This window comes from Loktanella salsilacus (genome assembly GCF_024206795.1).
Classification (GTDB): domain Bacteria; phylum Pseudomonadota; class Alphaproteobacteria; order Rhodobacterales; family Rhodobacteraceae; genus Loktanella; species Loktanella salsilacus.
Map to the genome: position 1 here is coordinate 961,007 of NZ_CP072994.1, position 13,281 is coordinate 974,287.

The 13,281-nt window shown below is 60.8% G+C and carries 8 protein-coding genes; all 8 read left to right on the forward strand.

All coding sequences use genetic code 11. From position 1 onward, the window contains the following. The first annotated feature begins 20 nt into the window (after positions 1-20). The 8 genes from KBW81_RS04860 to KBW81_RS04895 all read left to right on the forward strand — a co-directional run bounded on the left by KBW81_RS04860 (position 21) and on the right by KBW81_RS04895 (position 13,229). Positions 21-2,789: an aminotransferase class I/II-fold pyridoxal phosphate-dependent enzyme gene (locus KBW81_RS04860; RefSeq protein ID WP_090184509.1), complete on the forward strand. Its 2,769-nt coding sequence runs from the start codon at positions 21-23 to the stop codon at positions 2,787-2,789. Between the two features lie 13 nt (positions 2,790-2,802). After that, positions 2,803-4,263, forward strand: coding sequence for a biotin carboxylase (locus tag KBW81_RS04865; RefSeq protein ID WP_254248535.1), 1,461 nt, complete (start codon positions 2,803-2,805; stop codon positions 4,261-4,263). Next, entirely contained in the window at positions 4,264-5,235 is a 972-nt protein-coding gene (locus KBW81_RS04870) for a C45 family autoproteolytic acyltransferase/hydolase (protein WP_090184501.1), read from the forward strand. Positions 5,236-5,404: 169 nt separating this feature from the next. Beyond that, positions 5,405-6,535, forward strand: a complete 1,131-nt coding sequence (locus KBW81_RS04875) for a Do family serine endopeptidase (protein WP_411914378.1) — start codon at positions 5,405-5,407, stop codon at positions 6,533-6,535. Positions 6,536-6,710: 175 nt separating this feature from the next. Continuing rightward, on the forward strand, positions 6,711-7,382 hold the full coding sequence (locus tag KBW81_RS04880; RefSeq protein ID WP_090184644.1) for a response regulator: 672 nt from the start codon (positions 6,711-6,713) through the stop codon (positions 7,380-7,382). Next, positions 7,379-8,743, forward strand: coding sequence for a sensor histidine kinase (locus KBW81_RS04885; RefSeq protein WP_254248537.1), 1,365 nt, complete (start codon positions 7,379-7,381; stop codon positions 8,741-8,743). The genes KBW81_RS04880 and KBW81_RS04885 overlap by 4 nt, the downstream gene beginning before the upstream one ends. A gap of 170 nt (positions 8,744-8,913) precedes the next feature. Beyond that, positions 8,914-10,167: an efflux RND transporter periplasmic adaptor subunit gene (locus KBW81_RS04890; RefSeq protein ID WP_254248538.1), complete on the forward strand. Its 1,254-nt coding sequence runs from the start codon at positions 8,914-8,916 to the stop codon at positions 10,165-10,167. Next, positions 10,164-13,229 (forward strand): efflux RND transporter permease subunit, encoded by a 3,066-nt coding sequence (locus tag KBW81_RS04895; protein ID WP_254248539.1) that lies wholly within the window; start codon positions 10,164-10,166, stop codon positions 13,227-13,229. The genes KBW81_RS04890 and KBW81_RS04895 overlap by 4 nt, the downstream gene beginning before the upstream one ends. Positions 13,230-13,281 lie beyond the last annotated feature (52 nt).

The window sequence follows — 13,281 nt, forward strand, 5'->3', positions numbered from 1 at the left end:
AATACCGAGGACCGACCGTAATGCATTCCGTGACCGACTATTATTCTGCGACCCAGTTGCGTGCCGACCGTTGGAGCGAATTGCGAGAAGTCACAGCGCAACTGGCCCGCGAGGCACCAGCAAAGATCGACCCGACGCTGCGCAGCCAAGCCTCTGAACTGTTCGATGGCTTGGCCGAGATCGAGGCCTATTGGGCTTTCCCCGGCATGCAGGTGTTCGACCACATGCGCCGCCAGTTCGAGCATAACAGCTTTACCGAACTGTCCTACAGCGTCCACCGCGTCGCCCGCGCCCTGACCACCGGCGCATACCGCCGCCGCCACATTCCGCTGGACCACGACAGCGACGACCGCGAAGAGCACGACGACGAGGCGCTGCTGTCCCCCGAAGTGCGCGCCATGACCAAGCCCTATTTCGAGGTGCTGATCGTGGACGAGGTGTCCGACGCGCAGGAACACTGGCTCAAGGCCAATGTCCACGCCATGCGCCGCGCCGAAGATCCGTTTATTTACGAGGCTTTGGTTGTCCCATCGGTCGAGGATGCGCTGATCGCGGTGCTGTTTAACCACAACATTCAAGCCATCGTCGTGCGCCCCGGCGTGACCCTGCGGTCCAAGTCCGACCACCCCATTCTGGCGCGTTTTCTTGAAGGCGTTGCTGGCACCGACAAGCTGAACGACCTGCAAACCAAGGATTATGGCCCCGCCCTGTGCCGCCTGATCGATGACGTGCGGCCAGAACTGGACGCCTATTTGGTGACGGAACGGTCGGTCGAGGATATTGCCGGCACCGAACTCGGCATCTGCCGCCGTGTTTTCTATAACCAAGAAGACTTCATGGAACTGCACCTGAACATCCTGCGCGGTGTGCAGTCGCGCTATAAAACGCCGTTCTTTACGGCTTTGGTTAACTATTCCAAGCAGCCGACAGGCGTCTTTCACGCCATGCCGATTTCACGCGGCAAGTCGATTACGCGCAGCCATTGGATTCAGGATATGGGCGCGTTTTACGGGCCGAATATCTTCCTCGCCGAAACTTCTGCCACATCGGGCGGGCTGGATTCCCTGCTGGAACCGCACGGCCCGATCAAAGAGGCGCAGGAACTGGCGTCCCGCGCGTTTGGGTCCAAGCAGACGTTTTTCGCGACCAACGGCACCTCGACCTGTAATAAGATCGTCGTGCAAGCCCTTGTTCGACCAGGAGATATCGTTCTGGTCGACCGCGACTGCCACAAGTCGCATCATTACGGCATGGTGCTGGCGGGCGCGCAGGTTTGCTACCTCGATAGCTATCCGCTGAACGAATATTCCATGTATGGCGCTGTGCCGCTGCGCGAGATGAAGCAGCAGCTGCTGGACCTTAAGGCCGCTGGCAAGCTGGACCGCGTGCGGATGCTGCTGCTGACGAACTGCACCTTTGACGGCATCGTCTATAACGTCGACCGCGTGATGGAAGAGTGTCTGGCCATCAAGCCCGACCTGATTTTCCTGTGGGACGAGGCATGGTTCGCCTTTGCCCGTTTTAACCCGACTTATCGCAAGCGTACCGCGATGCGGACCGCTAATAAAATGCGCGCGCGGTTTAAGACCGAAGAGCACGCCGAGGCCTATGCCGCGCAGCAGGAAATGCTCAAAGGGGCCGACACCGAAACCATCCTGAATACCCGGTTGATCGCCCCGCCAACGGCACGCATCCGCGTCTATGCCACGCAATCGACGCATAAAACGCTGACATCGCTGCGGCAGGGATCAATGATCCACGTCAACGATCAGGACTTCAAAGGCGAGGTCGAACAGGCCTTCCACGAAGCCTATATGACGCATACGTCAACATCGCCAAATTATCAAATCATCGCCTCCCTTGATGTGGGCCGCCGCCAAGTCGAACTTGAAGGGTTCGAATTTGTGCAGCGCCAGCTAGAGGCGGCCATGTCGATGCGCCGCGCCATATCTACGCATCCGCTGCTTAAGAAATACTTTAAGGTGCTCAGCCTGGCGGAAATGATCCCGTCCGAATACCGCGAAAGCGGGACCGAGAGCTATTACGATCCCGACCGCGGTTGGATCGACATGCTAGAGGCGTGGGAGGACGACGAATTCGTCCTTGATGCCACTCGCGTGACGCTGGGCGTTGGCGGCACGGGCTGGGATGGCGATACCTTTAAGACGCAGATCTTGATGGATAAATACGGCATCCAGATCAACAAAACCTCGCGCAATTCGGTGCTGTTCATGACGAACATCGGCACCACGCGGTCCAGCGTCGCTTACCTGATCGAAGTGCTGGTCGAAATTGCCCGCGGGCTGGATGACCTGCTGGATGACGCGTCAAAGATGGAGCGTCTTGGCTTTGAGCGCCGCGTCGCCAACCTGACGGAAAAGTATCCGCCGCTGCCCGATTTCAGCCGCTTCCACGATGCTTTTCGCGCCGACAATGTCACGTCAGAGGGCGATATTCGCACGGCCTATTACATGGCTTACGACGAAAACAACTGCGATTACATGGACCTAGACGGATCGCTTCAGCACGCCCTAGACGCGGGCGAAGAGGTCGTCAGCGCCAGTTTCATCATTCCTTACCCACCCGGCTTTCCGATCCTCGTGCCGGGGCAGGTGATTTCGTCTGAAATCCTCGCCTTCATGCGCGCTTTGGACGTGAACGAGATCCACGGCTACCGCGCCGACCTTGGCCTGCGCGTCTTCACACCCGAAGCCTTGGCAGCCCAAACGCCGCAAAAACGACTGACAGCAGCGAAGAAGCTAACATCAAATAAAACCGCCGCAGAATAACAAAGGACGATTCATGACCACGACAGTTCTCAAGAATATCTCCGAAATTCGCCGGTTCTTTCACCGCAACGAAGAGCCCGTCTACTTTATCTCTGCGACCAACTTTAACCTGCTCGGCCTTGATGAGTGGGTGAAAAACTTCAAGTATATCTGCTACATCGACTGTTACGGTGGCAAGCACCCCAACGTGTTCTGCCCGTCCGAACAGCCCCACGCAGAATTCCAGTCCATCGAGGACATCAACAACTATCTGCTGCAGCACAAAGAGGTCATCGACTTCATTAAGCGCCGCGGTGGCAAGCCCAAGTTTGTGTTCCTGATGTTCGACGAGGAAACCGAACGCCTGTCCAAGGAACTGGGCGCCGACGTCTGGTTCCCCAAGGCCAAGCTGCGTCAATCGCTGGATAACAAGATCGAAACTGTGCGTATCGGCAACAAGGCGGGCGTCCCGTCCGTGCCGAACACGCTGGCAGAGGTCAAATCCTACGAAGAGCTGCGCCGGATCACCGAAAAGGCCGGGATCGGTCACGATCTGGTTCTGCAATCGGCCTTTGGCGATAGCGGGCACACCACGTTCTTTATCAAATCCGAAGAGGATTTCCGCCGCCACGAGCATGAGATCGTCGGCGAGGGCGAGATCAAGATCATGAAACGGATCGACTGCCGTGGCTCTGCGATCGAGGCTTGCGCCACGTCCCAAGGCACGATCGTTGGCCCGTTGATGACGGAACTTGTCGGTTTCAAAGACCTGACGCCGTATCGCGGCGGCTGGTGTGGTAACGAAATTCTTGCCACAGCCTTTCCGCCCAAGGTGCGTCAGCAAGCGCGCGACATGACCTTTAAGTTCGGCGAACAGCTGCGCAAAGAAGGCTATCGGGGCTACTTCGAACTCGACTTCCTGATCGACAAAAAGACGGGCGATCTGTGGCTGGGCGAATTGAACCCACGCATCACCGGCTGTTCGTCCATGACGAACCACGCCGCGTTTGCGCATGCCGACGCGCCGCTGTTCCTGTTCCACCTGCTGGAATTCAGCCGCAAAAAGTTCCAGCTGGACGTGGACGAGCTGAACAACCGCTGGGCGAACCCAGACATGATCGACAGCTGGTCGCAGATGGTGATCAAGCACACGGCTGATACGGTCGATATCTGCACCGAGGCGCCTGAGACTGGCATCTACAAAATGCTGGAAGACGGCCGCGTTGTTTATGACCGCTTCGACTATCACCGCCGCGCGGTGGAATCGGAAAACGAGGCGTTCTTTCTGCGCATCCTGCAGCCCGGCGATTACCGCTATGAAGGTGCCGACATCGGCATCCTTGTGACGCGCGGACGGTCCATGACGAAGTCGTTCCAGTTGAACGACCGCGCCGCCAAGTGGATCCACGGCATTAAGAAGTGCGTCTCGGGCAAGCCGCTTCCCGTCGCCTCCGCAGGGCCCGCGCTGGCAGAACCTGCCTTCAAGATCATGTAAATGCTCTGGCGCGCGCTATCAGAAGAACAGCCCGGTCCCCGGTGGGCCGGGCTGTTCGCCGAATACTGGCCTGCCTACCGCAAGTGGTGGTTGCGGGACGGCGAAAGCGCGCGCCCGACTTATCTGGAATGCCACCGCGCTTTGGCATCCAACATGCCAGAGCTGGTGCCACTTTACGATTCCCTGTGCGAATTGGCTGGCGGCGGCGATATGGCCGCCCGTTTCTTGTCCTTTTACAACCCGCCACCCTATTTGAGCGGGTGCAGTCAAGCGATCTGGCCCGGCACAGAACCTGTGCTGGTGCGCAACTACGACTACAACCCGAACGCCTTTGACAGCCTGATCCTGAACACCAATTGGAACGGCCGCCGCGTCATGGGCATCAGCGACGGGCTTTGGGGCCTTGTCGACGGGATCAACGACGCGGGACTGGCGATCTCGCTGACCTTTGGTGGTCGGCGCATCGTGGGGCAGGGGTTCGGCGTGCCGCTGATCCTGCGCTATATCTTGCAAACCTGCACCACCACAGAAGAGGCGGGCGAGGTGCTGATGCGTATCCCGACCCATATGTCCTACAACGTCACGGTGCTGGACGAGCACCGCAACTATCTGACGGCGATGATGGGCCCGGACCGCAAGACGCTGCTGACCCGCAACGCCGTCGCGACCAACCACCAAGAACAGGTCGAATGGGTCAGCCACGCCCGCTTTACCGCCACGGTCGAACGCGAACGGTTCTTGCTGCACCGCCTGACCCTGCACCGCGACCCGCAGGATGTGTTCATCGACGCCTTCCTGAAACCGCCGCTCTACTCCACCGCCTTCGCGCAAGGCTTCGGCACGCTTTACACCACCGTCTACCGCCCAAGGCTACGCGAGATGGAAGTCCGCTGGCCCGGCACCGTCTGGCCCATGTCGATGCATCATTTCCAAGATAGCGCCCGCCGCGTCGCAATCCCCGGCGTCGCATAATAGCGCCTTTGGCATTCATCTTGCCAAAAATACTCAAAATCAGTGCCCGCCCGCAGCGGGGCAGATGCCCAACGCACTGCCAATCCAAACCTTACAAATCTGTATAGCGCGCGTCAGGCAATCGTCAGGGCAGGGGTGCATCTAAGGTTCATCAAGACGCAACCAAAGGATGCTGCCCATGACCCCCTCGATCCGCCGCTCTGCTGCCGCGCTGACGATGTTTGCCGCTTTGGCCGGCTCCACCGCCATGACTCTCGCCCCGACCGCCGCGCTGGCTGTTCCCGCTGGCGGCTATGGGGATCTGGTCGAAACCCTGTCCCCCGCCGTGGTCTTTATCGAAGTGACGGAAAAGGCGCAGGACGCGCAGTCGCTGGCCGACGCCTTGCCGCCCGGCTTTCCCCGTGAAGAGCTAGAGCGCCGCTTTGGCCCCATGTTCCAGACTCCGCAAGGCGGCCAGGCAGAGCCGATGCACGCGCTGGGGTCCGGTTTTATCGTGTCCAAGGACGGCTATATCGTCACCAACAACCACGTTGTTGACGGTGCCCAGACGGTCAAGGTCACGCTGAGCGACGATAAGGAATACGATGCCGAAGTGATCGGCGTGGACCCCTTGACCGATATCGCGCTGATCAAGATCGACACCGGCGCTGACCTGCCAATCGTGCCTTGGGGCGACAGCAATACCGTGCGCCCGGGTGACGAAGCGCTGGCCATCGGTAATCCCTTTGGCCTTGGCGGCACCGTGACCTCTGGCATCGTGTCCGCCGTGTCCCGCGACATCCACTCTGGCCCCTATGACGACTACATCCAGACCGATGCCGCGATCAACAAGGGCAACTCTGGCGGTCCGCTGTTCAACGCGGATGGTGAAGTTATCGGCGTGAACACGATGATTTTCAGCCCCGGCGGCGGGTCTGTGGGCATCGGGTTCGCCGTGCCATCTGATCTGGTGCAAAAAGTCGTCGCCGATCTGCAAGATGACGGCACCATCGCGCGTGGCTGGCTGGGCGTTCAGATTAAGCCAATGACAGAGGAAATCGCCTCTGTGCTGGGCTATGACAGTCCCAAAGGGGCCGTGATTGAAGACGTCTCTGCAGACAGCCCCGCCGCAAAATCTGGCCTGAAGAACGGCGATATCATTCTGACCTTCGCGGGCAAAGACATCGCGGATATCGGCGATCTGACCCGCGCTGTGGCTGACGTGACCCCCGGCACCGACACCGTCGCGACGGTCTGGCGCCAAGGGCGCGAGATGTCGATTGACGTGACCGTCGGCGATCTGGCGAAAAAAGCCGCCTAAGGCGACCCTATAGGCACGGCCCGATGCACCGGGCTGCTGTCCTTGGCTCTGGTTGATGCACCAGCTGAGCCTTGGCCCCGCCGTTCCTGCCTTGGGACGCGCGGGGCCTTTTTCTTGCCAAGCGGGCGCGCACGCCCCATCTGTCAAAGGATCAGGCATGACGCATGGAAACACGATGAAGATACTCGTGGTCGAAGACGACCGGACGACTGGCCAATACATCACGCGCGGTCTGCGCGAAGAGGGGCATACGGTCGACCTGGTGGAAAATGGCCGCGACGGCTTGGTGCAGGCCACAAGCGCAGAGCATGACGTGATGATCATCGACCGGATGCTGCCGGAAATCGACGGCCTGACGCTCGTGAAATCCTTGCGCGGCGCGGGAAACCGCACGCCGGTTCTGATGCTGACTGCGATGGGATCAGTAGATGACCGCATTGGCGGGCTGAACGCGGGGGCGGACGATTATCTGGTTAAACCCTTTGCCTTTGGCGAACTGTCAGCCCGGATCAACGCCCTTGGCCGCCGCCCGCGTGCGCTGGCGCAGGACGTGACGCTGACCGCTGGCGATCTGGTGATGGACCTTGTCACCCGTGACGTCACCCGCGCGGGGCAAAAGATTGATCTGCTGCCGCGTGAATTTGCGATCCTTGAACACCTGCTGCGCCGCAAGGGCCGCATCCAGACCCGCACCATGTTGCTGGAAAACGTCTGGGGCATTTCATTCGATCCGCAAACCAATGTCGTCGAAACCCACATCAGCCGCCTGCGAGCCAAAGTGGACAAGCCGTTTGATGTGGACCTGATCAAAACCGTGCGCGGCTCTGGCTACCGGATCGAGGGATGAAGACCTTCTTGCACCGCCTCATCGCGCTGCTGCGTGCCAGCCCCGTGCGGCTGGCCTTGGGGCTGGTTGCTGTCTTTGCGCTGATTAGTATCGCCAGCCTAACCGCCAGCTATACCGCCAGCCGGAAATCGCTGGATGCCACCATGCGCAGCGACTTGCAACAGGACGTTGCAGGCTTTCGCGCCGCGCCATCGGCCACCGCGCTGGCCGCATTGGTCGCGGCAGAGGCGCGGGTCAGCGATCCTGCGCGCATTGTGTTGTCCTATGTTTCCCCGCGCGGGCGGCACTATGGCAACGGCGTGCTGGCGCAGGATCAAGACGGTTATTTCCTGACGACGCTGGACGGCGAAGGCACGCGCATCGGCGGCGAATATCTGGCGCTGACCACGCGGCTTTATGGGGGCCAGCTCAGCATCGCGCGCAGCCGGGCCGAGATTGACCAGCTTTGGACGGTGTTCCGCAACATTGTGCTGCTGTCCCTGCTACCGACGCTTGTGATCGCGCTGGGGGCCGGGCTGGTGATGGCGCGGCGGTCTGCGCGGCAGGTGAATGCGCTGGGGCGCACGCTGGACCAGCTGACCAGCGGCGATTTGGCAGCCCGCGTGCAGCCCACGGCGCAATGGTCCGACGATTTTCGCCGCATCGGCACGCGCATTGACCGGATGGCGGCGGCGCAAGAAACCTCAGTGGATGCGCTGCGGCAGGTGTCGTCGGACGTGGCCCATGATCTGAAAACCCCGATCCAGCGCATTTCCGTGCATCTGGACGATCTGTCCGGCCTGCCGCTGCCGGATGACGCGGCGGCCCTTGTCGACCTTGCGCAGGCAGAGGTCGCGGGCGTCGTGTCCGTCTTTCACGCCTTACTGCAGATCGCCCAGATCGAGGCAGGCACGCCCAAGTCGCGCTTTGCCCCTGTCGATCTGACAGCCTTGGTCGCCACCTTTGCAGAGCTTTACGATCCCGCCGCGACCGAAGACGGCCGCGATTTGATCCTTGATGTCACCGCGCCGCAAGCAATGGTGTTGGGCGATCGGGATTTGCTGGGGCAGATCCTTGCTAACCTGATCGAAAACGCCCTGCGCCACACCCCCGCTGGCACGCCGATCACCATTGGTCTGCACCGGCAGGGCGGCGATGTGATCCTGACCGTCGCCGACAAAGGCCCCGGTATTCCCCAAGACGAGCGGAGCCGCGTTTTGCAGCGCCTCTACCGTCTTGACCGCAGCCGCGCCACGCCGGGCAGCGGTCTGGGGCTTAGCCTTGTCGAGGTGATTGCAGACCTGCACGATGCCACGTTGACCCTAACGGATCACGCGCCGGGGCTGATGGTGTCGTTGCGAATGGCCGCGCTTAAACAATAGCCTTCTGCGCATAAATCCATCGCCCGTGCGCGGCTGTGATATTCTGCGCACTTGCTTTAGCGCCGCGCTGCCGTCAGATCATTGACACAAGAAATTCAATCTGGGCGCGATCCTTTGCATTGCCGATGGCAGTGCTGACTGGCCCTTGACGTATTAAAGGGCCTCTCGCGATGAAAAATAACGCTGTCCAACTGCCGCTGTTGTCCCTGCGCCCAGCGGGGACGTGCCTTGCGATGGTGGCGGCACTTTGCCTGACAGGCCTGCCCGCGATGGCGCAAGACACCGCCGCGGCCCCGCAGGATACCGCGGCCAGCGTCGCGCCGCCGTCGGTCACTGTCGTACCCGTCCAGCAAACGCAGGTGACGCAGATCGTCAGCGCATCGGGCAATCTGCTGGCGCGTGAAGACGTTGTCGTCTCGGCCCGCGTGTCCGGCACGGAAATCGTCGAGTTGCTGGCCGATGTTGGCGATACAGTCAAACAGGGCGATATTTTGGCCCGGCTGAACGATCAGACCCTGACCGCGCAACTGGCGCAAGCCGATGCCAACCTTGCCGCCGCGCAGGCGACGATTGCGCAGGGCGAAGGGCAGCTTGCCTCGGCCAATGCGACGGCCAAGCAGGCGACAACGGCATTGGAGCGCAACACGCAGTTGCGCCGGGATGGCGCGGTATCGCAGTCCGCGTTGGATCAGGCGCAGGCCACCGCCGACAGCGCGAATGCAACTATTCAGACAGCGCAGGCTGCAATTGCGGCAGGCAATGCGCAAATGGCGCAAGCGATGGCAGCCCGCGATATCGCGGCGCTCAATCTGTCTTGGGCCACGGTGACCGCACCTGTGGACGGCATCATCGCAGACCGCTCTGCGCGTTTGGGGGATTTGTCGTCCGCTGGCACTGCGATGTTCGATATGATCCGCGACGGTGTGATCGAGGCTGAGTTTCAGATTGTCGAAACCGATTTGGTTAAGATCAGTGTCGGCAACGCCGCCAGCGTGCAGGTCGCAGGCCTGCCGCCGCGCAGCGGTATCGTGCGCCGCATCAGCCCGCAGGTCGACCCGGTCAGCCGGCTTGGCACTGTGCGCGTGTCCGTCGACGATCAATCCGGTCTGCGTGCGGGTATCTTTGCCAGCGCTGCCATCCAGACGGCGCAGCGTTTGGCGCTGACCGTGCCCGTGTCCGCTGTCACCACAACGGGCGGCGACAGTGTCGTGCAAAAGGTCGTCGACAACACGGTTGAACAAACCAGCGTGTCGCTTGGCGTTGTGTCAGCCGGTCTGCGCGAAATCACGCAAGGCTTGGTGGAGGGCGACAGCGTGCTGCTGCGCGCCGGTGCGTTCTTTCGGACCGGGGATAAGGTGACGCCCGTTGCCCCGCTGGCCGAAGATGCGCCGCCCGCAACCAACAGCGCAGAGGTTTCCGAATGAATATGTCCACCTGGGCGATCCGGAACCCAGTACCGTCGATCGCCGCCTTTCTGGTCTTGGTCATCGTCGGCCTGTTCGCGTTTCGCAGCCTGCCGGTCACGCAATTTCCCAATATCGACGTGCCAATCATCAACGTCAGCGTCGGGCAGGCCGGTGCCGCCCCGTCAGAACTGATTTCTCAGGTCACCAAACCGATTGAAGACAGCATTTCTGCGATCACGGGCGTCAAACATATCACCTCTGTCGCGACGGACAGCAGCAGCGTGACCACCGTCGAATTCGAACTGTCGACTGACAGCGACCGCGCGCTTAATGACGTCAAAGACGCCGTGACGCGCGTGCGGGCTGAACTTCCCGACAGCATATCAGAGCCGCTGGTGCAGCGGCTGGATGTGACCGGGCAGGCGATCATGACCTATGCCGTCGCTGACCCCAGCCGCAGCATCGAAGACCTGTCCTATTTCGTGGACGAGGTCTTGAACCGCGAACTGCAGGGCGTCACCGGACTTGGTAAAATCACCCGCCTTGGCGGCGCCGACCGAGAGATCAAGGTAGAGCTTGATCCCCAGCGATTGCTCGCCTTTGGTATCTCTGCCGCTTCAATCAGCCGTCAATTGTCGGCGACCAATATCGACCTTGGCGGTGGCCGCGGCGATATCGGCGGGCAGGAATTTTCCATCCGCGCCCTTGGCGGGGCGGACACCATTGAACAACTTGCCGCCACGCCGTTGTCGCTGGCGGATGGCCGTACGATCCGCCTGTCTGACGTGGGCGAAGTCATCGACGGCCCGTCAGAGGCGCGCAGCTTTGCGACCCTCGACGGGCAGCCCGTCGTGGCCTTTGGCGTGTTCCGTGCAACGGGTGCGTCGGATCTGTCCGTGGCAGAGCGCGTGATCGAACGTCTGGACGAGGTGCGCGCCGCCTATCCCGGCGTTGAAATCACGCTGATTGACGATGCTACCGAATACACTGCCGGCAACTATCATTCGGCGATGGAAACCCTTTACGAGGGTGCCGCGCTGGCGATCATCGTGGTGTTCCTGTTCCTGAAAAACTGGCGCGCCACCCTGATCACCGCCGTGGCCTTGCCGCTGTCGATCATCCCGACGTTCTTTGTCATGCAGATGCTGGGCTTCTCGCTCAACACCGTGTCATTGCTAGGGATCACGCTGGTGACAGGCATTTTGGTGGACGACGCGATTGTCGAGATCGAGAATATCGTCCGCCATATCCACATGGGCAAACCCGCCTATGAGGCGACCGAAGAAGCCGCCGGAGAGATCGGCCTGACCGTCATCGCGATCAGCTTTACCATCGTCGCCGTCTTTGCGCCCGTCAGCTTTATGTCTGGCATCGCGGGGCAGTATTTCAAACAGTTCGGCCTGACCGTCGCGGTTGCAGTGCTGTTTTCCCTGCTTGTCGCGCGCCTGATCACGCCGATGATGGCGGCCTATATCCTAAAGGATGCGCCGAACCACGTCGCGGAAAAAGACGGCTTTATCATGCGCGGCTATATGCGCCTGCTGACGTGGACGCTGCATCATCGCCTGATCACGATGATCCTTGGCCTTGGGATTTTCGCGGGCTCTATCTATTCCGCGACCCTGCTGCCGTCCGAGTTTATCCCAGAGGCAGACGAGGGCCGTTTGCAAGTCAGTGTAGAGCTGCCACCGGGCGGGACGTTGGCCGAAACCCGCACGATCACCAACGAAATCGCGAGCCGTGCCCAGGACATCGCAGAAGTGCAAAATGTGCTGGTACAGGGCGGCGCGGGTGGCAATGTGGCCAAGGCCAATGTGACGGTCACACTCGGGGCGAAAGACACGCGCGAACGCAGTCAGTTCGATATCGAGGACGATCTGGTCGCCCGCCTTGCCGATATTCCCGATGCACGAATCAACATGCTGGCGGCAAATGGTGAAAGGGCCGTGAACGTCGCCGTGCTGGGCGATGATTTGGAAACGGTCACACAGGCCGCGCAGGATTTGGCCAGCCAGATGTCCGGCGTCGCGACCATCAAAAACATCACCAATGCCGCCAGTCTGGAACGGCCAGAACTGCGCATCACCCCGCGTCCGCAAATCGCGGCAGAGCTGGGCATTACCGCGTCCGACCTCGCCTCGACCATTCGGGTGCTGACGATCGGTGATACGGATGCGAATCTGGCGAAGTTCAGCATTGATGGGCGTCAAATCCCCATCGTTGTGCGCATCGCCGAAGATAGCCGCCGCAATCTGGAACTGCTGACCAGCCAGCGTATCCCCACGCAGGCAGGCGCGCCCGTGCCGTTGTCGGTTGTCGCGGACGTGACGCTGGCCAATGGCCCGTCGTCTATCGAACGCTATGACCGTGAAACACGGATCACCCTGCAGGCCGACCTCGCTGACGGCGCGGTGCTGGGTCAGGCGACAGGCAGCATCTTTGCGCTGCCCGCCGCGGGGTTCGATCTGCCGACTGGCGTGCGTGTGCAGCCCACCGGCGACGCCGAGGTGCAGGGCGAAGTCTTTGCATCCTTCGGCACGGCGATGGGGGCGGGCGTGATGCTGGTCTATGTTGTGCTGGTGCTGCTGTTCGGCAGCTTTGTGACGCCATTTACCATCCTGATGTCACTCCCCTTGGCCATCGGCGGGGCGATTCTGGCGCTGTATCTGACCGGATCGGCGATTGGCCTGTCGGTGATCATCGGCTTCTTGATGCTGATGGGAATCGTCACCAAAAACGCGATCATGCTGGTCGAATTCGCGCTAGAGGCGATGAAGGCAGGGGCAACCCGGACCGAAGGCATGATGGATGCAGGTCACAAACGAGCACGGCCGATTGTCATGACCACCATCGCGATGGCCGCAGGCATGGTGCCATCAGCACTCGCCTTTGGGGCTGGGGGTGAATTCCGCTCTCCGATGGCGGTTGCGGTGATTGGCGGCTTGCTGCTGTCGACGCTGCTATCGCTCATTTTCATCCCGTCGCTGTTTTCAGTGATCGACGGCGGGCGCAGCAGGGTGTCCCGGCTGTTGATGCGCGGCTTGAACGTCAACAAGCCGCAGGATGCGCCGGCAGAGTAACGATCAAGGGGCTGTGTCATGCAGCCCTTTTTTTCTGTCAAAAGGGGCATGC

Excerpts from the sequence above, each read along its gene's own strand:
- KBW81_RS04870 (WP_090184501.1), top strand. The coding sequence starts at position 4,264 with ATGCTCTGGCGCGCGCTATCAGAAGAACAGCCCGGTCCCCGGTGGGCC.
- KBW81_RS04860 (WP_090184509.1), top strand. The coding sequence starts at position 21 with ATGCATTCCGTGACCGACTATTATTCTGCGACCCAGTTGCGTGCCGAC.
- KBW81_RS04865 (WP_254248535.1), top strand. The coding sequence starts at position 2,803 with ATGACCACGACAGTTCTCAAGAATATCTCCGAAATTCGCCGGTTCTTT.
- KBW81_RS04895 (WP_254248539.1), top strand. The coding sequence starts at position 10,164 with ATGAATATGTCCACCTGGGCGATCCGGAACCCAGTACCGTCGATCGCC.
- KBW81_RS04885 (WP_254248537.1), top strand. The coding sequence starts at position 7,379 with ATGAAGACCTTCTTGCACCGCCTCATCGCGCTGCTGCGTGCCAGCCCC.
- KBW81_RS04880 (WP_090184644.1), top strand. The coding sequence starts at position 6,711 with ATGAAGATACTCGTGGTCGAAGACGACCGGACGACTGGCCAATACATC.
- KBW81_RS04875 (WP_411914378.1), top strand. The coding sequence starts at position 5,405 with ATGCTGCCCATGACCCCCTCGATCCGCCGCTCTGCTGCCGCGCTGACG.
- KBW81_RS04890 (WP_254248538.1), top strand. The coding sequence starts at position 8,914 with ATGAAAAATAACGCTGTCCAACTGCCGCTGTTGTCCCTGCGCCCAGCG.